The 21,411-nt window shown below is 75.3% G+C and carries 25 protein-coding genes; 7 read left to right on the top strand and 18 right to left on the bottom strand.

Annotated features, from left to right (window positions below):
• Window positions 1-64 precede the first annotated feature (64 nt).
• The 3 genes from AB0B20_RS24635 to AB0B20_RS24625 all read left to right on the top strand — a co-directional run bounded on the left by AB0B20_RS24635 (window position 65) and on the right by AB0B20_RS24625 (window position 3,039).
• The gene (locus tag AB0B20_RS24635) at window positions 65-994 is read left to right on the top strand and encodes a sugar kinase (protein ID WP_357473810.1); all 930 of its coding nucleotides are present in this window, start codon (window positions 65-67) and stop codon (window positions 992-994) included.
• Between the two features lie 16 nt (window positions 995-1,010).
• Window positions 1,011-1,625: a bifunctional 4-hydroxy-2-oxoglutarate aldolase/2-dehydro-3-deoxy-phosphogluconate aldolase gene (locus AB0B20_RS24630; protein ID WP_357387830.1), complete on the top strand. Its 615-nt coding sequence runs from the start codon at window positions 1,011-1,013 to the stop codon at window positions 1,623-1,625.
• A gap of 181 nt (window positions 1,626-1,806) precedes the next feature.
• Window positions 1,807-3,039 carry an extracellular solute-binding protein gene (locus AB0B20_RS24625; RefSeq protein ID WP_357473847.1) on the top strand — a complete coding sequence of 411 codons (1,233 nt, stop codon included), beginning with the start codon at window positions 1,807-1,809 and terminating at the stop codon, window positions 3,037-3,039.
• 12 nt (window positions 3,040-3,051) lie between these two features.
• Here the strand turns inward: AB0B20_RS24625 and AB0B20_RS24620 are convergent, their stop codons facing one another.
• The 10 genes from AB0B20_RS24620 to AB0B20_RS24575 all read right to left on the bottom strand — a co-directional run bounded on the left by AB0B20_RS24620 (window position 3,052) and on the right by AB0B20_RS24575 (window position 12,050).
• Window positions 3,052-3,816 (bottom strand): hypothetical protein, encoded by a 765-nt coding sequence (locus tag AB0B20_RS24620; RefSeq protein ID WP_357387828.1) that lies wholly within the window; start codon window positions 3,814-3,816, stop codon window positions 3,052-3,054.
• A gap of 18 nt (window positions 3,817-3,834) precedes the next feature.
• Window positions 3,835-4,311 (bottom strand): hypothetical protein, encoded by a 477-nt coding sequence (locus AB0B20_RS24615; protein ID WP_357473807.1) that lies wholly within the window; start codon window positions 4,309-4,311, stop codon window positions 3,835-3,837.
• The gene (locus AB0B20_RS24610) at window positions 4,308-5,228 is read right to left on the bottom strand and encodes a hypothetical protein (protein WP_357473804.1); all 921 of its coding nucleotides are present in this window, start codon (window positions 5,226-5,228) and stop codon (window positions 4,308-4,310) included. Before AB0B20_RS24610 ends, AB0B20_RS24615 begins: the two co-directional genes overlap by 4 nt.
• Window positions 5,225-5,920: a phage tail protein gene (locus AB0B20_RS24605; protein ID WP_357473801.1), complete on the bottom strand. Its 696-nt coding sequence runs from the start codon at window positions 5,918-5,920 to the stop codon at window positions 5,225-5,227. Before AB0B20_RS24605 ends, AB0B20_RS24610 begins: the two co-directional genes overlap by 4 nt.
• Window positions 5,901-8,522, bottom strand: coding sequence for a putative baseplate assembly protein (locus AB0B20_RS24600; RefSeq protein ID WP_357473798.1), 2,622 nt, complete (start codon window positions 8,520-8,522; stop codon window positions 5,901-5,903). Before AB0B20_RS24600 ends, AB0B20_RS24605 begins: the two co-directional genes overlap by 20 nt.
• A complete protein-coding gene (locus AB0B20_RS24595) occupies window positions 8,519-8,959 on the bottom strand; it encodes a GPW/gp25 family protein (RefSeq protein ID WP_357473795.1) in 441 nt (146 codons plus the stop codon). The genes AB0B20_RS24600 and AB0B20_RS24595 overlap by 4 nt, the downstream gene beginning before the upstream one ends.
• On the bottom strand, window positions 8,956-9,294 hold the full coding sequence (locus tag AB0B20_RS24590) for a hypothetical protein (protein WP_357473792.1): 339 nt from the start codon (window positions 9,292-9,294) through the stop codon (window positions 8,956-8,958). The genes AB0B20_RS24595 and AB0B20_RS24590 overlap by 4 nt, the downstream gene beginning before the upstream one ends.
• Entirely contained in the window at window positions 9,294-10,865 is a 1,572-nt protein-coding gene (locus AB0B20_RS24585) for a phage baseplate assembly protein V (RefSeq protein ID WP_357473790.1), read from the bottom strand. The genes AB0B20_RS24590 and AB0B20_RS24585 overlap by 1 nt, the downstream gene beginning before the upstream one ends.
• Before the next feature lie 85 nt (window positions 10,866-10,950).
• Window positions 10,951-11,709 (bottom strand): hypothetical protein, encoded by a 759-nt coding sequence (locus AB0B20_RS24580; RefSeq protein WP_357473788.1) that lies wholly within the window; start codon window positions 11,707-11,709, stop codon window positions 10,951-10,953.
• Window positions 11,709-12,050 carry a hypothetical protein gene (locus tag AB0B20_RS24575; protein WP_357473785.1) on the bottom strand — a complete coding sequence of 114 codons (342 nt, stop codon included), beginning with the start codon at window positions 12,048-12,050 and terminating at the stop codon, window positions 11,709-11,711. Before AB0B20_RS24575 ends, AB0B20_RS24580 begins: the two co-directional genes overlap by 1 nt.
• Before the next feature lie 298 nt (window positions 12,051-12,348).
• On the opposite strand from AB0B20_RS24575, the gene AB0B20_RS24570 reads away from it, so the two are divergent.
• The gene (locus AB0B20_RS24570) at window positions 12,349-12,687 is read left to right on the top strand and encodes a hypothetical protein (protein ID WP_357473782.1); all 339 of its coding nucleotides are present in this window, start codon (window positions 12,349-12,351) and stop codon (window positions 12,685-12,687) included.
• A gap of 498 nt (window positions 12,688-13,185) precedes the next feature.
• Here the strand turns inward: AB0B20_RS24570 and AB0B20_RS24565 are convergent, their stop codons facing one another.
• The 7 genes from AB0B20_RS24565 to AB0B20_RS24535 form a co-directional block, all read right to left on the bottom strand.
• Complete coding sequence (locus tag AB0B20_RS24565; protein ID WP_260028717.1) at window positions 13,186-13,668, bottom strand: phage tail protein; 483 nt, start codon at window positions 13,666-13,668, stop codon at window positions 13,186-13,188.
• Between the two features lies 1 nt (window position 13,669).
• Window positions 13,670-14,917 (bottom strand): phage tail sheath subtilisin-like domain-containing protein, encoded by a 1,248-nt coding sequence (locus AB0B20_RS24560; RefSeq protein WP_357473779.1) that lies wholly within the window; start codon window positions 14,915-14,917, stop codon window positions 13,670-13,672.
• 16 nt (window positions 14,918-14,933) lie between these two features.
• Window positions 14,934-15,614, bottom strand: coding sequence for a carboxypeptidase-like regulatory domain-containing protein (locus AB0B20_RS24555; RefSeq protein WP_357473776.1), 681 nt, complete (start codon window positions 15,612-15,614; stop codon window positions 14,934-14,936).
• Window positions 15,611-16,219, bottom strand: coding sequence for a glycine zipper family protein (locus AB0B20_RS24550; RefSeq protein ID WP_357387804.1), 609 nt, complete (start codon window positions 16,217-16,219; stop codon window positions 15,611-15,613). The genes AB0B20_RS24555 and AB0B20_RS24550 overlap by 4 nt, the downstream gene beginning before the upstream one ends.
• A 13-nt stretch (window positions 16,220-16,232) precedes the next feature.
• Window positions 16,233-16,577, bottom strand: a complete 345-nt coding sequence (locus AB0B20_RS24545) for a hypothetical protein (RefSeq protein WP_357387802.1) — start codon at window positions 16,575-16,577, stop codon at window positions 16,233-16,235.
• 138 nt (window positions 16,578-16,715) lie between these two features.
• Window positions 16,716-17,612: a DUF3153 domain-containing protein gene (locus AB0B20_RS24540; RefSeq protein ID WP_357473772.1), complete on the bottom strand. Its 897-nt coding sequence runs from the start codon at window positions 17,610-17,612 to the stop codon at window positions 16,716-16,718.
• Window positions 17,613-17,766: 154 nt separating this feature from the next.
• Entirely contained in the window at window positions 17,767-18,240 is a 474-nt protein-coding gene (locus AB0B20_RS24535; protein ID WP_357387798.1) for a nitroreductase/quinone reductase family protein, read from the bottom strand.
• A gap of 132 nt (window positions 18,241-18,372) precedes the next feature.
• Here AB0B20_RS24535 and AB0B20_RS24530 point away from each other — a divergent pair, with 132 nt between their 5' ends.
• The gene (locus AB0B20_RS24530; protein ID WP_357387796.1) at window positions 18,373-18,594 is read left to right on the top strand and encodes a hypothetical protein; all 222 of its coding nucleotides are present in this window, start codon (window positions 18,373-18,375) and stop codon (window positions 18,592-18,594) included.
• Between the two features lie 7 nt (window positions 18,595-18,601).
• Here AB0B20_RS24530 and AB0B20_RS24525 read toward each other — a convergent pair whose 3' ends face one another.
• Window positions 18,602-19,591, bottom strand: coding sequence for a LacI family DNA-binding transcriptional regulator (locus AB0B20_RS24525; RefSeq protein ID WP_357387794.1), 990 nt, complete (start codon window positions 19,589-19,591; stop codon window positions 18,602-18,604).
• 117 nt (window positions 19,592-19,708) lie between these two features.
• Here AB0B20_RS24525 and AB0B20_RS24520 point away from each other — a divergent pair, with 117 nt between their 5' ends.
• Together AB0B20_RS24520 and AB0B20_RS24515 are read left to right on the top strand one after the other, a co-directional pair.
• The gene (locus AB0B20_RS24520; protein ID WP_357473769.1) at window positions 19,709-20,983 is read left to right on the top strand and encodes an MFS transporter; all 1,275 of its coding nucleotides are present in this window, start codon (window positions 19,709-19,711) and stop codon (window positions 20,981-20,983) included.
• Between the two features lie 88 nt (window positions 20,984-21,071).
• Window positions 21,072-21,404 carry a hypothetical protein gene (locus AB0B20_RS24515; RefSeq protein ID WP_357473766.1) on the top strand — a complete coding sequence of 111 codons (333 nt, stop codon included), beginning with the start codon at window positions 21,072-21,074 and terminating at the stop codon, window positions 21,402-21,404.
• Window positions 21,405-21,411 lie beyond the last annotated feature (7 nt).

The following is a 21,411-nucleotide window of genomic DNA, read 5'->3' as shown; positions in this document are numbered from 1 at the left end:
GGGCCGAGGCGCTACCGCTGCCGAGGGCCGAGGCGGCGCCGGGAGCGGGCCGGAGGTGGTCTGCGTGGGCGAGACGATGGTGGTGCTCGCCCCTGATGACGGCGGGCGGCTGGAGCACGCCGCGCGGCTGGCGGTCGGCGTGGGCGGCGCGGAGTCCAACGTGGCGGCCGGGCTGGCCCGGCTCGGGCACCGCGCGGCGTGGGTCAGCCGGGTCGGTGACGACCCGTTCGGCCGGCGGGTGGTGGCCGAGGTCGCAGCCGCGGGCGTGGACGTCTCACTGGCCACCGTCGATCCGGACGCGCCGACCGGGGTCTACCTGAAGGATCCGGGGCCGGACCGCACCCTCGTGCACTACCACCGGGCCGGGTCGGCCGCGAGCCGCCTCGGCCCGGCCGACCTGGCGCATCCCGGGCTCGCCGGGGCGCGGCTGCTGCACCTGTCCGGGATCACCGCAGCGCTCTCCGGCACCTGCCGTGACCTGCTGACATCGGCGCTGGCCGGGCGCGTGCTGCCGGGAGCCCGGGTCAGCTTCGACGTGAACCACCGGCCGGCGCTCTGGCCCGCCGACCGGGCCGGCCCGGTCCTGCGTGGCCTGGCCGACCGCGCCGACGTGGTGCTGGTCGGGCTGGACGAGGCGGCAGTGCTCTGGTCGGTGGACGATCCGGTGGCGGTCCGCGCGCTGCTGCCCGGCCCGGAGCTGGTGGTGGTCAAGGACGGGCCGGTCGGCGCGACGGCGTTGCCGCGTACCGGGCCGGCGGTGGTCGTGCCGGCGTTGCCGGTGGACGTGGTGGAGCCGGTCGGCGCCGGGGACGCGTTCGCCGCCGGGTTCCTCTCCGGGCTGCTGCGCGGTCTCGACCTGCGAGCCTGCCTGCGGCTGGGTCACCTGACCGCCGCGCCGGTGCTTGCCGTTGCGGGCGACACCGCGCCACCGCCGGACCGGGAGACGATCGCGCGGGCGCTGGCGCTGCCGGACGAGGCGTGGACCGAGCGGTGACGGAAGGGAGCGGAAGATGAGCGGGCACGCCTTCGAGGCCCTGTTCGGCGACGCGCGGGTGATGGTGATCCTGCGTGACCTGCCGCCGGAGGAGACGGTCCGGCTGGCGGAACTGGCCTGGGATCTCGGCATCGCTGTGGTGGAGGTGCCCATCCGTACCCCGGAGGCGGTGCCGGCGCTGCGCGCCGCCGTGACGGCCGGGCGGCGGCGGGACCGGATCGTCGGCGCGGGCACCGTGCGTACCCCGGCGCAGGTCCACGACGCGGTGGCCGCCGGGGCGGCGTTCACGGTGGCGCCGGGCCTGGACCTGGCGGTGGCCGACGCGGCGGCCGGTCTCGGCGTGCCGCACCTGCCCGGCGTGGCCACCCCGACCGAGGCGCAGCGGGCGCTCGACCACGGCCTGGTGTGGCTCAAGGCGTTCCCGGCGGTCAGCCTCGGCCCGGCGTGGTTCCGGGCGGTGGCCGGGCCGCTGCCGGAGGCCCGGTTCGTGGCCACCGGCGGTGTCGACGCCGGCAACGCGGGTGACTTCCTCGCCGCCGGGGCGCGCGTGGTGGCGGTCGGGTCGGCGCTCACCGATCCGGCGCAACTGCCGCGCCTGGCCACGCTCGCCGCAGGCGGGGCGGCCACCTGACCGCCGTGTGGTGGATCCGGTGGCGCGACGACCGTATCTTCGTAGCCGACACGGGGACCCGGCGGCCGAGGAGGATCTGATCCGCGCTCTTGCCAGGCACGCCGACGGCGTGTCGCTGTCCAGTCCTCTGTCCCGGCGGCTGCTGCTGCGTGGCCTGCTGGCCGGCGCGGCCGCAGCGCCGATGACGGGCGCCGCGGCCTGCGGCGACGACGAGGACGCGCCCGTCGACCCGGACGCCCCGGTCGAGCTCTCCGTCTTCTGGTCGGGCACCGAAGCGCGGGCCAGGCTGACCGAGGAGGTGCTGGCCCTCTACACCAGGAAGCACCCGAACGTGACCTTCACGAAGACCTGGCAGACCGACCAGGGCTACTTCGACAGGCTGGCCGAGCTCACCGCCGGCGACAAGGCGCCGGACATCTTCCAGATCGACGACGACCACCTGGCCGAGTACGCGGCGCGGCGGACGCTCGCCGGGCTGCTCTACTACCAGGGGGCGCGCAAGCTGGAGACCCGCCCGATGCACGACAGCCTCTGGCGGTACGGCTACGTGGACGGGGAATTCGTCGGCGTGCCCGCCGGGGAGAACACCCAGGGCCTGGTCTACAACAGGACGCTGCTGACCCGGCACGGGCTGCCCGAGCCGACCACCGGCATGACGTGGGAGCAGCACATCGCCTGGGCCGAGCAGGTGACGAGGAAGACCGAGGTCCCGGGTACCCAGGATCCGAGCGCCGACGACAAGGCGCTCTGGGTGTGGCTGCGCCAGCAGGGCAAGGATCTGTACCAGGACAAGGGCCTCGGCTTCACCGTCGAGGACGTGACGCGGTGGTTCGAGCTGTGGTCCGGCGCCCGCGACCGGAGGGCGACGCCGACGCCGGACGTCATCCGCCAGGGAAACACCGGCGACGTCACCAGGCAGCTGGTGGTCACCGGCAGGGCGGCCACATCCTGGGTCTGGGCCGGGCAGATGCCGGACCTGCAGAAGAGCACCACTGACGAGCTGGGCGTGGTGGCGTACCCGGGTGACCCGAGCGCACAGTGGGCCCGCGCCGAGACGTACTGGTCGGTGCACAGGCGCAGCGGGAAGAAGGACGCCGCGGTCGACGTCATCAACTTCATGCTCAACGATCCCGAAGCGGTGGTGCTGCTCGGCACCGACCGTGGCCTGCCGCCCAACGTCGACCTGCGCGCCAAGCTCGGCGAGACGGTCACCGACCCGGCCGTGAAGCGGTCCATCCGGTTCGGATCCGAGCTGGCGAAGACGTTCGGCGACGGCCCGCGGCCCCCGCTCAAGGGACACCGCACGGTGAGGTCCGAGCTGGTCAAGGCCGCCGAGAACGCCCAGTCCGGCCGGGCCACCCCGGCTCGGGCGGCGGAACAGTTCGTCGCCGCCGCCTCGGCCGCGATCGCCTGACCGGCCGCGCGGTCACGTGACCGTACGGCCGGACGTGGTGGCGGTGGTCCGGACCGCCTTGACGATCGCCGGGATCGACCCGATCAGCAGCACCAGCGCCCAGATCAGCGCCACCACGGCGAACACCACGGCGCCCAGGTCGTCCAGGATGCTGACCAGGATCACCGGCACCAGGCCGTGCAGGAACTGCAGCACCACTGTGCACAGCAGCGTGGTCAGCGCCAGCGCGACGAGGCCCTTGTTGCGCAGGAACCGGGGCTGGGCGGCGAGCAGCAGCCCGGCCCAGACCAGTTTGAGCAGCAGCGCCAGCCCGAGCAGCGCCGCCGCGTCGTCGACCGGGAAGAACCCCCAGACCGCCAGGTAGGCCAGCGTGCCGAACGGCGGCGCCAGGAACAGCGACACCATCACCGTCAGCTCGACGAACGCGACGACCAGCAGAACCAGCGACACCAGCAGCAGCACGATCGAGAAGACGAGCGTGGCCACGCCCTGCACCCGGCCCTGCACGCGGTCCGGCAGCACCAGGCTCAGGCAGAACAGACCGGTCGTCCAGAGCGCCACCACGTCGATCAGCGCCAGGTAGCCGATGCCGCGCCCGGACGGCTCGGACACCGCGCCGACGTCGCCCAGCTCGACGCCGAGCTGCCCGGCGCTGCCCCGCAGCGCGCCGCTGGCGTCGCCGCCGCCGGTCAGCGCCGCCGCGCCCAGCTCCACGCCCACCACGAGCGCCACCGCGAGCAGGGCCAGCAGCAGGAACGGCTTGCGCAACTCACCCATGCCGCGTCTCCGTACCGGTCAGGACCGGGCCAGCGTGACAGCGCATCCGCCACCTCCCGGACAGCGCAGGAGCACCTCGGTCTGCCGGTCCACAGCCACCTTCGCCACCGCCGGGCCGTCCGCGTCCGGCGCGACCTCGTCGGTGACTGTGACGTCCGCGTCGCCGGGCGCGGGGGCGGTCACCTGGAACGGCGTCGTGCCGCGCAGCACGAGCGTGCGCAGCGCGCCCGGGTCGGCCACCCGCAGCCGGCACACGGTGCCGAAGGTGAGCGCCACACCGTCGGCCGTGGTGGCCGATTCGGCGGCCGGCGGCAGGCACGTCACCCCTACCGTGGCCGGGTCGACCGTCCCGGATCCGCGACCGAGCCGGGCCAGCGCGCCCGGCCCGGCCGCCGGGTCGCCCGGGTCGTCGCGGCGACCGGCCACCGCCGTCACGTACAGCGCCACCAGCAGCACGGCAACCGCCACCAGCAGCAGCTTCTGCCGCCCACTCATGGCCGGACGACGGGCGTGAAGCGGATCTCGTCGACCCCGGCGAAGTACCTGTCGGTGCCCTGGGTCTTGCTCACCGCAACCAGCGTCAGCGTGTGCGGGCCGCGGGCCAGCTCCACTGTGCCCACGTCCACCTCGCCGGTGCGGACCACTGTCGGGCTGAACCCGAAGAACGTGTCGCCGACCTGCCGGCCGTCGACCAGCCAGATCGTGTTCGCGTAGTCGAACGAGGTGGTGCGGACGGTGGAGAACCGCCAGGTGCCGTCGGACGGCACGTCCACCCGCACCGTCACCCGGTCACCGACCGCCCGGCCCAGGAAGAACAGTTGCGCGTCGCCGGACCACTCCACGTCGCAGCAGTTCTCCTGCGCCACCACCTCCGCCTTCACGGCACCCGTGGACTGCACCGCAGCGCCGGCGACGAGCGTCTCCGCCTCCAGCGCCACCGCATTCGCCCGCGGCGGTGCCGGGGCGTCCGGCCCGCGGGTCACCAGCCAGGCCACCACCCCGGCCACGACCAGCACCAGCGCCGCGGCGGCCGCGATCCACGGCCACGGCGCGCGCTTCGGGGGTACGACGGCCCGCACGTCGTACGTGACCCGGCCGCTGGAGCGGGAACTCTCCTCCGGCGCGGTGTTCGCCGAGTACGCGAACCCGGTCATGTCGTAGCGCCGGGGCGGCGTGCCGGGCGGCACGGTGAGCCGGACCAGGAACGACACCGACCCCTGCCCGGGTACCACCCGCTGCGGTTCGGCGATCGTGAACCAGGCCCGCTGGCTGCCCTCGCCGGGCGCGACGTCGAAGACGACGGTGTCCGGCGCGGTGCCCGGGTTGGACACGGTGAACGTCAGCTCACCGGCGTTGCGGGCATCAAGTGTGAACTGCTCGGCGGCGGCGACGACTGTCCATTCGGTGGTCATGACGGCTCCTCGGGCGGATCGTGGGGCAGGGGTGCGGGCACGTGCGCCCGGCCGACCGCGCGCACCGGAGCCACCCCGGCGGCGGGCTCGGCGTCGTCCGGCCCGGGCGTGGGCGGAGGGCCCGGTTCCGGCGGTCCCGCTGCGGGCGGGCCGGGGTCGGGCGGCGTCGGCTCGGAGGGCGGGCCGTCCGGGCCGGTGACGACCTCGACGGTGACCGCGGCCGGCTTCTCGGCCTCGACGATGCGGGTGACCAGCGCGAGCCGGCCGGCGGCGGCCGGTGGCACCCGCACCACCAGGTGGAACGGCCGATCGGGCGGCTCGTCCAGCACGAACCCGGTCACGCCGGTGGCCAGTTCCAGCGCGGTCCGCATCCCGTACGGGGTGCCGCGCCAGCGGGCCAGCAGCGCGCCGTGCGCCACCAGGTCCCGCAGGCGGCCTGCCGGCAACGGCAGTGGCGCGTCGGCGCGGGGCGCGGCGACCACGTGGTCCATCGCCACCCAGCGGGTCAGGTACGCCACGAACCCGTCCGGCGTCCGGTACGGCGCGAACAACGCGTCGACGTCGGCGAGCACCGCCTCGTCCGGGGCGTGCAGCGCCTCCATCACGTCCAGCAGCGCGCCCAGCACGCTGCCCGGGCCGGCGGCCCGCTGGTACGCGGCCGGAAGCAGCCGCTCAATCGCCGCTCGGCGCATCCTGCCGCACCACCTCGATGTCGTGCTCGCCGGAGCAGAGCAGCCAGGTGCCGGGGACGGTGACCACGTCGGCGGTGGCCTGGTTGGCGCTGGCGGTCCAGTCCGCGCCGTCGCCGCTGCGGAACACGCCGCGCTCGCCGCCGGCCAGCACCAGCCGCCCGGCGCCGGATGGGCCGGTGGACGCGGTGGCGGCGATGGCGTCGACCGGCACGAACCGGGTCCGGTCGCGCAACGGCAGCCCGCAGTTGACCATCACCGGCGACCACTGAGGCTGCCCGGCGAGCGTGTCGAGCCGGACCACGCCGCCGCTCTGCGTCGCGGCGAGCGCGAGCGGGCCGCTGAACGCGAGGTCGCGGCAGGTGCCGCCGATCCAGCCGGACGCCATCGACTGCCACTTCACGTCCGACTCGAACAGCCGGGTGCGATGGCAGCCCTGGCCGGGCTTCTTCGGGTCCGGTTCGCCCGCGCCGCACCACAGCAGCGTGGCCGGGCCGTCGTACTGCACGGCGAGCACCCGGTTGTCCACGTTGGCGAGGCCGACGTGGACGAACGTGCCGGGCCGTCCGGCAGCCGTGGACAGGTAGACGCCGAATCCGGCCTGCGCGGCGACCGCCACGCCGGGTGCGCCGCGCTCGGAGACGAACGCGCGCACCGCGTAGAAGCCCCGGTCCGCGTCGGCCGGGTCGACGAGGATCTGCAACGGCACCGCGTTCGGCAGCAGCGGCACCTCGTACAGGCCGGTGTCGGTGGCCAGCAGCAGCGCGCCGGTGCCGTCCCGGTCGATCCAGGCCAGGTCGCGGACACCGGAGTCGAGGTCGGTCAGCAGGGTCCACGTCTCACCCAGGTCGGTGCTCACCCGCACCCGGGAGCCACCGGCGTCGCGGCTGGTCACCACCGCCACCGGACCGGCCCGGGGGACCACGCCGGGGCGTACCGGGGCGGGCGCGGGCACCACCCGCACCACCGTCTCGCCGTCGAACCGGCCGGCCGGTTCCCAGCCGGCACCGGCGTTCGTGGAGCGGAACAGCACCGGGCCGCCGCCTGCGTACCAGGTGTCGGCCTGGTACTGGTCGACCGCCACGGTGCGCACCCGCGCGTCGGGGGCCTCGTCGACCACGAACCGCACCGATTCGACGTAGCGCACGCCCGGCTCGGCGTGCTCCAGCATCCGGTACACGTTCGAGGCGCGCAGCGGCTCGCCGAAGGCCCACCCGGCCGGGTTGAGCGGCGTGGGCAGCGGGCTGAGCGTCTGGTGCAGCCGGTCGTGGATGCGGCGGCGCACCGCGTCCACGTCCTCCTCGCGGCGCACCACCACCCGCGCCTGGATGGACACCGCCTTGTAGCGGGCCCAGCCTGCGCGCACCGCCGTACCCAGGGCCCGGCGGCGTTCCAGGTCGGCCTCGACCCGGCGGCGGGCCTCCTCCACCTCGTGCTCGCGCAGCACCGCCACCGGCAGCCGCCCGCCGGGGCGGGCCGCGTCCGGCACGTACGGCACCAGCACCACCTCGACCTCGCCGGGCCGGGCGAAGCTGTAGACGGCCGCCCTGGTGAACGCCCGCGCCCGCGCCACCGCCCCGGAGCCGGTGGCCAGGATCTCGAAGTCCCGGGCGGTGACCGCGCGCTGCTGGGCGAAGAACTCGTACGGCCCGCGCGCCAGCACCGACTCCAGCAATTCCAGCTCCCGCCCGCCGGTGGCCGGCTCCGGGTTGTCCACGCTCACCCCGGGCAGCGGGTCGCGCAGGCTTGTGAGCACGCCCGCCGCCACGTTGCCGGCCGGCCCGCCGCCGCAGCGGTACCAGAGCCGCACCTGCCGCCCGGCCGGCGGCACCGCAGCCACCGTGGTCGCCCCGGCCGCCCCCTCGACGGCCGGGGCGCCCACGTCCGGGCGCAGGTCCAGCGCCGGGGCGAACGTGACCACCCCGGAGGCCCGGTCCACCAGGTAGACCTTCGCCTGCGGCCCGACCCCGGCGAAGCTGTCCACCGGCCGCCATATCTCGTATGTGCGCCCCTCGTGCTCGCGGGCCGCCGCGCCCAGCTCCACCGAACCCGCCGGCACCTCCACCCCGAGCAGCAGGTCAATCGCCTCGGTGGTCCGCGTCAGCGGCGCGCGGGCGGCCCGGAGGACCTGACCGGGCTGTCCGGTGCCGGTGCCCAGCAGTTCCGCCTCGACCGGCTCGCAGTGGTGCACGCGTACCGTCGCCGTGGTCTCCCCGGCGGGCAGCACCGCCGGTTCGGTGGTCACGAAGACGACAGGCCGGGGGTCCGCGCCGCGGGCCGCGGCGATCCGGGTGCCGGCCGGCACCCGCACCGGGCCGCGGTCCGGGCCGGTCCGGGTCAGGCGCACGTCCGCCCAGGCCGCCGCCGGTGGGTGCCGGGTGACGCCGAGCAGGTTCAGGAACGCCACGTACGCCTTCTCCGGCAACTGGTTCAGCCGGTAGATCATCACCTCGGTCAGGTAGGCGAACGCCTCCAGCAGCGCCATGCCGGGATCGTGCGCGGACAGGTCGGTCCAGTCCGGGCAGGACCGGGCGATGCGTTCCCGGGCCTCGGTGACCAGGTCGAGGAAGGCGCGGTCGTCCAGGTGCGGCACCGGCAGCGTCATGGCGTGCCCTCCTCGTCGGGGGTCTCCTCGTCGGCGGGCAGCAGGTCGACGGAGAACACCAGGTGGCCGGGGGAGAGGCTGGCCCGGACCCGGTAGTCCAGCCGGATCACCAGGCGCCACGGGTCGTCCGGGTCCGGGCCGGCGTCCACGTCCAGCACCTCCACCCGGGGCTCCCAGCGCCGGATCGCCTGCCGCACGTAGTGGATCGCCAGCCCGGCGGTGGTGTCGTCGTTGGGCGCGAAGACCAGGCGGTGCAGCCGCGACCCGTACCCGGGGCGCATCAGCCGTTCCCCGGGCGTGGTGGACAGCAGCAGGTACAGCGCCTGGCGTACCGTCTCGTCGCCGTCGGTCATGGCGAGCCCGCCGGCGGCGGTGAGCGCGAGACCACCGGCGCGGCCGGCGTCGAAACCGGCGCCGACGAAGCGGAAGGCCCTCATGCGTCCGCCCCCAGGAATCCCTGCCGCACGTCGCGGACCTGGTGGTGCACGGTGCCCGGCGGGGTGCCGTCGGTCAGCCCGTCCAGGTGGGACAGCACCACCGGCTGCCGGTCCACCCGCACCCACGTGCTGTAACCCACTGTCACGGTCAGCGTGTGCAGGCACGGCTTGATCGTCGGGCCGTAGTTGGGGCAGGCGGTGATGTCGCGTCCCTCCGGGTCGGGCCGCACAAGCACCGGCATGGCCTGGACGGTGACCCAGTCCTGGGACGGGTGGTTGCGTACCCGCCCGTCGTGCCCGCAGGTGATCAGCGAGTCGCGGTGGATCCAGCGCATCAGCCACCTCCGGCGGAACGGGCGAGCGTACGGGCCTGCGCGGCGGCGGTCTCGGCGTCCTCGACCGCCGGGGCGTGCAGGAAGTCGACTGTGCGGCCGCGCACCACGACGGCCCGGCCGGGCGCGGAGAGCACCAGGTCACCGGCGGCGTGCACGGTGGTCAGCTCGGGACGCAGCTCGACGAAGCTGCCCGCGTCGGTGGCCAGCCGCAGCGTGCGGCCGTCGTCGTCGATCACGATCGACTGCCCGGTGCCGGTCCGCATCGACCATCGGCGCGAGCGCCCCGAGACGATCCCGGTGTCGTACGGCTCGACCGCGCCGAACAGCGAACCGAGCACCACACCCGAGGCGGGTTCGCCGCCGGGCAGCGCCACCAGCACGGTGTCCTCCGGGTCGGGCAGCGCGACGATCCCCTTGCCCCGGCCCGCGCCCGGGCAGAGCACCGCGAGCCAGCCGGCGTCCAGATCGCCGTACGCCGGGAGCGTCACCCGGGCCCGGCCCAGCCCGTCGGGGTCGTCCACGTCGGTGACGGTGCCGAGCGTGACAGTCGCCGCAGGTGGCGCGGCCGTCGGCGGCGGGCCGGGCGGCGCGGTGGAGAACCGGCTCAGGTGCCCGTCCGCGTCGACCGTGTGCACCACCTCGGTGAGCACGTACACCCCGGCGACCGGCTCCGGGACGCCCGCGAGGACGATCCGCCGGCCGGGCCGCAGCGCCGGGTCGCCCTCCGCGGTGCCCTCGGCGGTGACGAGCGCCGCCACCCGGGCGTCCAGCCCGGCCTGGGCCAGCGCCGCCAGCTCGTCGTCGCTGCGGCCCGGCTGATCCACAGCGGTACGGACGCGGTCCGCGCCGACGTCGCCCGGGTCGGGGCGCAGCGGGATGCGCCGCCCGCTGCGTGCCTCGTCCGCGCGCTGGCTCAGCGCCTCGGCGCGCTGCGGGTGCCAGCCGAGTACGGCGCACTCCGCGCCGGCCCGGTCCAGGTTCTCGGTGACCCGCAGCGCGTGCACCGTCTCGCCGAGCGTCAACGGCAGCGGCTCCCCGTACCCGTCCAGTGTGAACAGCCGCAACCGGTCACCGTCCACGCCCAGATGCAGCCCGGCCCGGCCGGCCACCTCGCACAACAGGTCGAGGTCGGTGTGCCGGTGCTGGAGCAGCCGGTCCAGGCGCGGCCCGTCGTCCTCCGCCGCCACGCCCAGCCCCAGCCCGGCGCACAGCTCGGCGGCCAGCTCGGCGGCGGTCACCGACTCGAACACCCGCAGTTCCTGCCGCTTGCGCAGCCGGTGCAGCGGGTCGTACGCCCGGATCCGGGCCAGTGCGACGCCGTCACCGGCGTACTCCCGCTCGACCGCCGTCACCTCGCCGGTGAACAGCGCCTCCGCCTGGCCGTCGAGGCGGACGCCGACTGTGGCGCCGGGGCGTACCGGCGGGTCGAGCGGGCCCGCGCCGGGGGCGGCGGTGAGCGTCAGCTCGCACTGCGCCGGCCGGTCGAGGCGGGCGGCGACGCGGATGCCGCGCAGCCGGGACGGGTCGGCCAGCGGCCGGCCGTCGACTGTGACCAGGGCGGCCCGGCTCACGGCGCACCCCCGGCGGACGCGGCCACCGTCGCGCACCACACCGGCACCAAGGTCGCTCGCCCCGCGGCGCCGGTGGTGTGGCCCGTCACGGGGTGCCGCCCGTGGTGACCGCGTCGGGCGGGGCCGTGGCGGCGCCGACCGGGGGGACGGCGAGCGCGGTGCCGGCGGGCACGGTGAGCGGGTCGGTGATGCGGTTGTGCTCGGCGAGCAGCCGCCAGCGCAGCGGCGAGCCCAGCGCGTCGTGGGCGAGCAGGTCGAAGCGCACCCCGGACCAGCCCGGCTCGGCCGCCCCGTCGGCGGCGGCGACCACCGCCGACCCGGGCGCGACAGCCGGCGTGCTCGTGGCGGCCAGCTCCTCCTCGAAACCGGCGCGCGCCGCCTCCGCGCCCTCAGCGACGCGGACCAGCTTCAGCCGCAGCCACGACCGCCGGGGCGTGCCGGTGAGCGTGAACGCGTCGAAGCGTTCCGCGATCGCGGTGATCACGCCCGGGACGTTCCAGGTCTTGCCCCAGACCAGGCGGACCAGCGGCGGGCGCAGCCAGCCGTGCTCGACAGCCGAGTTCTCGGCCAGCATCCACAGCGGCCGGGTCAGCGCGCGCACGTCCTCGGGGCGGGCCGGCGACTCCACGAAGTCCACGTCGAAGAGCAGGTCGAGGACCAGTTCGGTACGCCCACCGCCGGTGAAGACCAGCGGGTCGTCGGCCAGCCCGGCGCCGGTGAGCGTCCCGTCGGGCCCGCCACGCGGGCGTACCCCGGCCAGCCGGGTCACCCGGACGGTCTCCGGGTTGAGCAGGCAGTCGACCCGGGTGCCGGACTCGTCCACGAGGAAGGCGACACGCTCCATCAGTCACCCGCCTGTTCCCGGTCCAGCCGGGCCGTGTCGCTCCACGGCGTGGCCCGCTCGGGAAGCCATGCCGGTTCGGCCGGGAGCGCCGGCCACGGGTCCGCGTGCGGCAGGCCGCCCTCGGCAGTGTGGTGCGCGGAGACCGCGGTCCGGGTCCGGCCGGAGTCGTCCGGCAGGGCCGGCCACGGGCCGGAAGGCGTGGACTCGGGCCGGTGCCGATATCGCGCCGGACGCTCGCCGTCGGTCGCCGGTCCGGGCCCTTCGGGGCGCGGCTCGGCGGCGCGTCCTCGCTGGTGGGTGGCCGCCTCGGGGAGCCCGAACCGGTCGCCTCCGGCGGGCATGATCGGCCCCGGTCGTGCGTCCAGTGGGGCGGCCTGTCGTGCGGCCTGTCCTGCGGCGGCGAGGAGGAGGCGTGGGAGGACGTCGTCCCGGCTGGGCGACGGGCTCGTCCCGGCGACCACATTCCGGTCCCGTCCGGCCGGCGCCGGGTTCCGGAGTACGTCCACCCGATCCGCGCGCAGGTCGGGTCGCCGCTCGGGCGGTGGCGGCCGGTTCGATTCGCGGGACGTCACGCCGGCGGTGTCCCAGCTTTCGGCGAGATGAGCGGGCCCGCCAGTGTCGGTGGGCGGATCCGGCTCGGTGGGCCGACCGGTGCCGCCGTTCTCGCCAGCGCCGCCGCTCGCGCCGATCACGCGCCGCGCGCCGTTCGCGCCGTTCCCGCCGCGTCCACCCGTGGTGGTGGGCCTGGGGGCGCGGGTCACCGTCGGCCTGCGGGCCGAGGACGCGCCGCTGGCGTCAGTCGTGCGTGTGGTGACGGTCGTGCCGGTGGCGCTCGGTGATCCAGCCCTGTCGGAGTTGCTCGCCGTTCCCGTCAGCTCCGGCGCCCCTTCCGGACCGCCCGACTCGGTCACGTCCCGGCCTGCACGCCCGCCCGCGAGCGATCCGGTATCCCACGCCCGCGCCGCACTGTCCGAGTAGGACCCGATGTCCGCCGCCGCTGCGGAGGTCACCGCCCCGCCCGCTTCCCGCCCCGCACCCGCCCACGTTGACGCCGCTCCACGCCAGGGCGGTTCCGCGCCGCGCCCTCGCTCCGCTCTCCCACTTCCCGAGACCTCTGTCCCACCTTCCAGGACCTCCGGAAGATCTTGGTAGGAAACGGCCCCTATAGGGGCCCTTTCGTACCAAGATCTCGACGGTCCGGGGGTGGGGGCGGTGAGTCGGTTGATCAGCCGTGTCGTCCAAGCCGGCCAGCGGCGTGCCTGAACCCGCCCGTCGGCGGGCGGGGGAGGATCGGCGGGCGGGGGAGGGGCGGCGGGCGGAGGTAGGTCGCGCAGGAGGCCGGGGGCGTGCGCTGCCACGAGGCGCCGCCAGTGCTCGGGCGGCTGGCCGGGAGGACGTGGCGCGTCGTCCGTCGACGACGGCGAGTCGGGACCGGACAGGCGATCGGCGGTGGCCCGCAGCGCGCGGGCCAGCCGGTCACGCGGACGCCGGGGCGGCGGCACCGCCGGCCTCCAGCTCCAGGCCCTCGTACGCCAGGGTCAGCGCCTCGATGGCGATCTCCTGCGACAGCGTGTTCAGGTGCGCGCCCCGCCACCGGGTCGGCCACGCGTTGATCATGTTCCAGCGCAGCACCTCGGCGGTGCCGGCCGGGTCCAGCAGCACCACCGACACGTTGCGCCGGTTGACGGTGCCCTTCGCCGCCGCGTTCACCCAGTCCCACAGCTCGCGTGAGCTGGTCAGGCCGAAGTGGAGGGTGACCGGGGCGTACTCGACCTGGCCGGGCACGGCCCGGATGCGCTCGTTGCCCGCCTCCCGGTACGACAGCGCCGGTATCGCCACCTCGAAGCCGCTGACCTCGGTGAAGTGCCCGTTGGTGATGCCGTTGATGAGCAGCTTGAAGTGGTACGCCCGGTACGGGTCGACCGGTGCGCCCGGCTGCGGCGTGGCAGTGGTGGGCATGTCAGCCTCCGATCGTCTCGGTCTCGGTGCCGCCGGCCCACTGGCTCAGCTTGAACACCACGAACTCCGCGGGCTTGACCACGGCGATGCCGATGTGGGCCACCACCATGCCGGCGTCGCGGACGTCGGCCGGGTTGGTCTCCTCGTCGCACTTGACGAAGAACGCCTCCTCGGGCGTACGGCCGAGCAGTGCGCCGTCGCGCCACACCCGGGTGAGGAACGCGCCGATGTCGCGGCGGATCGAGCGCCACAGCGTGAAGTCGTTCGGCTCGAACACCATCCACCGGGTGCCGTTGGCGATGGCCTGCTCGATGGAGATGGACAGCCGCCGCACGTTCAGGTAGCGCCACTCGCTCGCTTCGGCGGCGAGCGTACGGGCGCCCCACAGCCGGATGCCCTCACCGGCGAAGAACCGGATCACGTTGACGCCCTTGGGGTTGAGCACGTCGTGCTCCGGCCGGGTCACCCGGTACGCGAGGTCGACGGCCCCGCGTACCGGCTCGTTCGCCGGCGCCTTGTGCACGCCGCGCAGCGCGTCGGTGCGGGCCCAGATGCCCGCCACGTGCCCGCTCGGCGGGGTGAGCACGAGGTCGCCGCTGAGCGGGTCGCGGACCCGGATCCACGGGAAGTAGTAGGTGGCGTAGTCCGACTGCCGGGGCCGGTCACCGCCGGTGCCGGGCGGTTCGGCGTCGGCGTCGCCCGGCGTACCCTCGGCGGGTTTGTCGGCCGACGCGGCCGACGCGGGCTTGGGCGGCTTGCCCGGCGTGGCGACCCGGGTGAGCCGGGAGACGTCGGTGACCTCCGGCGGCGGGTCGCAGATCGCCACCATGGTGCGCAGCCGCTCGGCCATGCTGATCAGGGCCTCGTGCGAGACCGCATCGTGGTAGCCGGGCGCAGCCAGTATGGAGATCTCGTCGATGGCCTCCAGCAGTTGCAGGCCGCCGCGCCGCCCGCCGGTGCCGGTGAGCTGCCCGCCCTCGCCGACGTTCACCACCCAGCAGCGGGTGCCGCCGTTGTCCAGGAAGCCGAACACGGCGCGGGCCAGCGGGGTGCTCTCCAGGTGCTCGCCGTCGGCGTAGAGCCGCAGGAACTCGGTCCAGCTGTTCACCGCCAGCGCCTCGCCGACGTGGGCGCCGGGATCGGGCGCGACCCCGACGAACGCGGCGGTGCTCATGCCGACCGGCCCGATCGGGCGGGCCCCGCTGGGCACCTCCTCGACGTAGATGCCGGGGGAGAAGTAGGTGGGCATCGGTCCTCCTCGGACGTCAGTCGGGGGCGCGGACGACGATCAGGCCGTCGCCGGCCGGGTCGAGCTCGGCGGTGTGGACGCGCCCCGCGCCGATGAGCCGGATCCGCACCGGGGCGTCCGGCGCGTCGGGGTCGTGCGGCACGCCGGCCAGCCGGAACCGGCCGGCGGTGTCGGTCTCGGTGGCCTGGGCGGCGCCCACCAGCTCCACCCGGACGGCGGCGAGCGGCTGGTCCCGCGGACCGACCACCCGTCCGTGCAGCGTGCGCATGCCGAGCTGCCGCAGCCGCAGCGGCTGGCGTACCGGCGGCGCGACCGGAACCGGCCGCTCCACCCGGGCCGGCGCGTCCAGCAGCAGCGCGGGCCGGGGTGCCACGCCCAGCGCGCGCCACAGCGCCGGGTCGCCGGCGGCGAGCACCAGCTCCGGCCGGCCCGCCGTGGTGGCGGCGGCGAGCACCCGGTCCAGCGCGGCCAGCGCCGCCGACCCGCCGCCCGCCACCAGCAGGCGGACCACGAACCGGTACGGCTCGCGCGTCGCGCCGCCGGTCGCGGTCTGCCGGGCCGGCCGCAGCTCCAGCGGCCAGAGGGTGAGGCCGCCGCCGGGGTCGTCACGTGGCGGACCGACGGGTACGGGTTCGCCCACCGCCCCGGCCAGCCACTGCGCGACGTCCGCGACGGCCGCCTCGATCGCGCCGGTCATCGCGGTGGCGTCCCCTGGATCCGGTACGCGATGGCCTCGTTCCACACGTGCGGGTAGACGCCGATCTCGAAGTAGCGGGTGAACCTGTTTATCGGCGCGTTGGTGTGGTCGTGCCAGAGCAGCCACACCGGGGCGATGGTGAACAGCGCGTAGTTGAGCGCCACCAGCGGCAGGTAGAACGGGCCGAGCAGCCGGGCCTGGAACACGTGCACGTCCTCGTGCCGCTGGATGCCGGGGCTGGACCCGGCGCACACGGTGCCGATCGTGGTCGCGTACCGGGGGGAGACGCCCTCGACCACGTTGACCCGGCCGCTGCCGGCCGAGACGATCCGGTCGAGCTGGTGGCCGAAGACCAGGTGCAGCGCCAGGTAGAGCGCCCCGGCGAACGTGTTGAGCAGGCTCCAGGTGTGGTCGACCACGAAGAGGAAGATCCCCTTCGGATCGGCGGCGTACGTGCCGGCGGAGGCCGACGCCCAGCCGAACGGTGCGCCGACGAGCAGGCCGACGACCGCGCCGGCCAGCAGGCCGACGGTGCCGGCGGCGAGTTGCCCGAGTACGGCGCCGAAGACGACCTGGACGGCCGCGCTGAGGATGCCGAAGATCATGGGGTCACCTCTCTCAGACCCAGGAGCGGACGAAGCGGGGCTCGCGGCCCTGGGCGAGCTGGGTCGGCGACGCCTGCGTCGCCTGCCGGTTGCCAGGGGGGAGCTGGTTGACGCCGAGCGCGGCCGAGAAGATCACCAGACCGTTGAAGAAGGCGATGATCCACTTCTCCGGGCCGGCGTCGTCGGCGAACGCGGCGGTCAGGTAGGACAGCAGGAGCGCGAAGCCCAGCGCGATCCACTTGCGCGCCTTGTCGCCGCTCGGCCCGATCAGCCCGCCGATGACGTTCGTGGCGAGCAGGGTGGCGGCGCTGGCGCCGGTGAGGCTGCCCAGGGCGGCCCAGGTGAAGAGATCGTTCACGGCGATCCCCCTCTTTCCGATGGTGCGGTGGTGCGGCCGGGGTGGAGTGGTGCGGCGGCGTTCCGGGTCACGTGATCCAGGGTCCGCCCGGTGTGGTGGTGGGCCGCCGGCGCGGGCGCCGTCGGTGGTGGTGCGGGCTCAGGCCGGTGGGCCGGCGGGTCGAGTCGGTGCGTCGGGCGCGGCCGGGGTGCCGGTGGTGGCCGGGGCGGGGCCGACGGGCGCGTCCGGGCCGGTGGAGGCACCCGGGCCGGGAGCGGCGCCGGGGGTGTGGGCCGGGCCGGTGGCGCCCGGGTCGGTGGTGGCCGTCGCGTCCGGCCCGCCGTGGGAGCGCCGTCGCCGCATCAGCAGCACGAGCGCCACGCCGACGACCAGCAGCAGGACGATCACGGCGCCGGCGACCGCCAGCCACGGGAAGGAGCCGTTCCCGGTCACCACGGCGGCCGGGCTGGTGGCGGGCGGCGGGGGCGCCTGGGCGACGGCGCGCAACTCGGCCGGCTTGGGCTGGTTGGCGACCACCTTCCAGGTGACCGAGCGTCCGGTGACCGTGCCGTTCGTGTCGAGCACCCGGCCGGGGAACGTCACCGAGATCTCGAACTCCATCAAGGTCATGAACGCCTGTTGCTGACGCGGATCCTGCTGCCCGACCTTCCCGCCGTATTTCTTCGGGTCCAGGGGGAGCGAGAAGCGATACAGATCGTCGTCCCGAACAAGATTCACGCTTTCGCTCGTGAATTGCGCCAGTGGCGTTTTCCGGTACGCGATCTGAATGCCGTACGAGGTGGCGTCCTCGTACCGGGTCTCCGCTCCGGGCGGAAGTGAGGGAATGTTCGGCCGCAGTTCGGCGAACGCCACCGCCGGATCCGGGTTGCGCTGCTTGAGCACGGACTTCGGCGCGGTGAGCAGGAGCTGGCCGGAGACCGTGTCGTCGTTGTTCACGGTCAGCCCGAGGTTGAGCTGCATGCAACCGCTCAATATCGCCACGAGGGCGAGACACGCCGCGAGACCGAATGTGCGGCGGCGGAGTCTCGTATTCATGCGCTCAGTGTGAGCCGGTGCGGGCCGCCGGGCAGTCCGTGATCGGTCGCCGTTCTGTCGCCGATCTTACCGGCTCCCTCTCCCATTCGGACGACCCCGGAAACGCGAGCGATCGATATTCTGAAAGATTGTCGCGCCGTCGATTCGCCGGGGGTCACCGCGCCGGGGGCTGCTCCGGGACGATCCGGAACACCGGGATGCCGGCGGCGACCCGGGCGAAGTCGGCGAGCGGGGCGTGCCGGTCCACCGGCGCGTGCGCCCGGGCGCCGGGGGCGAGCGCGAGGTGCCGGCGCAGGATCTCCGGCCGCTGCGCCACCGGCACCTCGACCAGCCGGACCGGCTCGCGGCGGCGACGGCGCAGCACCACCCGCCCGTGCGCGGCGCGTGCGTTCGCCACCCAGTTGGCCCGCTCGCCGAGCATCGACACGACGTACCGCTCGCCGTCGTGATCGGCGACCACTATCGGCACCGACACGGTCCGGCCGGTGCGTCGGCCCGGCACCTCCATGGTCACCCAGTGCCGCGGCGCGAGCCCGGCGCCGTACTGCCACGCCGACAGCGCGTTGAGCATCCGGGCCAGCCGGTTCGGCCGGCGACCCCGGTACATCCACGTCATGAGTCCGCCCACCGGAACCCCTCCTTCTCCCGTATCCATTGACCGGCGGGCGCGCGGCGACGGCCAGGGCCGACCGGCCCGAACGCGTCCACCGGTGGGGGACCGCCCGGCCGCAGGATGGGTTACGCAGACCGGAGGGAAGGAATGACACCGACCGCGAGCCGGGCCGCGACGGCGCTCCGGCAGGCGGCCGGGCGGCTACGGCACGGCTGGCGGCCCGTACTCCAGGACACGCTGGCGGCGACGGTCGCCTGGATCATCGCCACCCGGCTCGCCGGGCACCCGCTGCCGTTCTTCGCGCCCGCCGCCGCCCGGAACGTGCTGACCCAGGCCCGGGGCCGGCACGCCGACGCCGCCGGGCACTGACCGGCGCTCAGGCGCTCTCCCGGGTGACGAGCGTCGACGGGAACGCGGTGCTCGGCGCGACCGGCGCCCGGGTCAGCACGGCAGTGGCCGCCGCCGCGGCGATCCGGTCGACCGGGTGGGTGGCGGTGGTCAGCGGCGGACTGCTCATCGCCGCGTACGGCAGGTCGTCGAACCCGGCCACCGCCACGTCGTGCGGCACCCGCACACCGCGCCCGCGCAACGCGGCGATCACGCCGAACGCGGTGGCGTCACTGGCCGCGTAGACCGCGTCGGCGTCCGGCCACCGGCGCAGCGCCGCAAGCGCCGCCCAGCCGCCCCGCGCCGCGGTGAAGTCGCCGGTGACCAGCCGCTCCGGAGACCCGGACTCCCGCATCAGCTCCCGGTACGTGGTGACCGAGCGCTCGGCGCAGACCAGCCAGCGCGGCCCGGTGACCATGACGATGCGGCGCCGGCCGGTGGCGTACAGGTGGCGCAGCACCTCGCCCGCGCCACCGGCGTTGTCGACGTCGAACGAGGGCACCGTCGCCGAGCCCTGGCCGATCGAGACGACCCGGCCGCGCAGTCTCGGCGGCACCGCGTCCAGCGCCGCCTGGACGGTGTTGACCAGGATCACGCCGCACACGCCCCGGTCGGCGCCGAGCCGGACCAGCCCGGACGGGTCGGCCAGCGGCAGCCACTCCAACGCCACTCCGACGCCGTGCGGCGCGCACTCCCGCGACGCCGCGCCCACCACCCGGTGCACGTACGGGTCGTCCAGCACCGTCTCGTCGCGGCCCACCACCGCCACCACGAGGCGTACCCCGGCGCCGCGCACCAGCGCCCGGGCCGCGAGGTCCGGCACGTAGCCGAGGCGTTCGGCGGCGGCGTGCACCCGGGCGCGGGCCCGGGCCGAGGTGAACCCGTAGCCACCGAGCACCCGGGAGGCGGTGGCCCGGGACACCCCGGAGTCGCGGGCCACGTCGTCGAGCGTGGCGGGACGTGTGGACGGCGTACCCATGTCCGCATCATGCCTGCTCTGGCATGGATGGGCGAAGCCTTAACGGCGCTTGTGGTGGAAGCGCTCTCAGGTGTGCGATTGTCGGCGGGAACAGACGGGGGAAGGGACCAGCGCACCGTGAGCAGCACCATCGACGCACCGGCCGGAAAGCGACCACCGGCGCCCCGGGCGGTGCTGAGCGCCCGCAACGGCGTGGCGGTCGTCTTCGCCCTCAACGGGCTCGCGGTGGCGAGCTGGTTCTCCCGGGTCCCGGCGGCCCAGGACGCGCTCGACCTCAATCCGGGCCGGCTCGGCCTGCTGCTGCTCTGCGCGTCGGCGGGCTCGCTGCTGGCCATGCCGACCGCCGGCCTGGTCACCCAGCGGCTCGGGCCGGCGCGCACGGTGGCCGTCTCGGTAGTGCTCGTCGCGCTCGGCCTGACCGGGGCCGGTCTCGCCGCCAGCCTGGCCGGATCGGTCGTCGGCGTCGGGTTCGGGCTCGCCGCGTTCGGTTTCGGCTCCGGCCTGTGCGACGTGGCCATGAACGTCGAGGGCGCCGCCGTGGAGAAGCGCCTCGGCTACACCATCCTGCCCCGGTTCCACGCCGCCTGGAGCCTCGGCTCGGTGGCCGGGGCCGGGCTCGGCGCCGGCGCCGCGCACTTCGGCGTGCCCGTCGGGGTGCACCTGCCGGTCCTGTCCGTGCTGATCCTGGGCGGCACGCTGCTCGGTGCCCGGGCCTTCCTCGCGGCCACGGCCGAGGCGGCCGGGGCCGGGGCGCCGGCGGCCCGGCGGCAGGCGCTGCTGGCCGCCTGGCGCGAGCCCCGCACCCTGCTGATCGGGCTGCTCGTGCTGGTCATGGCGTTCACCGAGGGCAGCGCCAACGACTGGCTCGCGGTGGCGTTCGTCGACGGGTACGGGGTCGACGAGGCGGTCGGCGCCGCGGTGTTCGGCGTGTTCGTGGTGGGCATGACGCTCGGCCGCACCGTCGGCACCGTCGCCATCGACAGGTGGGGACGGGTGCCGGTGCTGTTCACCACCATCGCGATGGCGTCCGCCGGCGCGGCGCTCGCCGTGCTGGCCGGGAACGGCCCCCTCGCCGTGGCCGGCGTGGCGCTGTGGGGTCTCGGTGCGTCGCTCGGCTTCCCGGTCGGGATGAGCGCCGTCGCCGACGACGAGGACAAGGCCCCGGCCCGGGTGAGCGTGGTCGCGGTGATCGGCTACACGGCCTTCCTGGCCGGCCCGCCGCTGCTCGGCTTCCTCGGCGACCACTTCGGCGTGCTGTCCGCGCTCGGCGTGGTGCCGCTGCTCCTGCTGCCCACGCTCGCGCTGGTGCCGGTGCTGCGGGAGCGTCCCGCCGCGCCGGACGCGGCGGCCGGCACGCCGGGAGTCGGCACGCCGGGCGTGAAGGCGGGCTGAGCCGGCCCAGCCGACTCCCACCGCGCTCCCAGCCGCCTGCCAGGCGGGCGTGCTGCACTGGAGCGAACGCCGAGGAGAGGAGGCGGGCATGCGCTGGTTCAGCCGCCGAGCCGCCGACCCGACGACGCCCACGAAACTCGACCGCGAGGCGAACAAGGAGGACCTCGCGCAGTTGGAGGCGTTCGTCACCAGCCGCAGCGGGGTCGAGTTCTATCTGGAACCGGAGACCACGGCCACCGACACGACAGTGGTCGCCATCGCGCACGACGGCGAGTGGATCCGCCGCCGTACCGGCTCGCCCCGGGTCGCCGGCAGGATCGCCCAGAAGCACGCGGTGCCGCTCTACGAGGCGGCGCGTACCGGCTATCCGGAGCGGATGCGGGTGTGGAACCGGGCGCACCCGGAGCGCCGGGCCCGCTGACGCGCGG

It is taken from the genome of Micromonospora sp. NPDC049151 (genome assembly GCF_040648395.1).
GTDB lineage: Bacteria > Actinomycetota > Actinomycetes > Mycobacteriales > Micromonosporaceae > Micromonospora.
The sequence above is the reverse complement of the archived record's forward strand: the minus strand, read 5'-3'. Positions and strand labels throughout refer to the sequence as shown.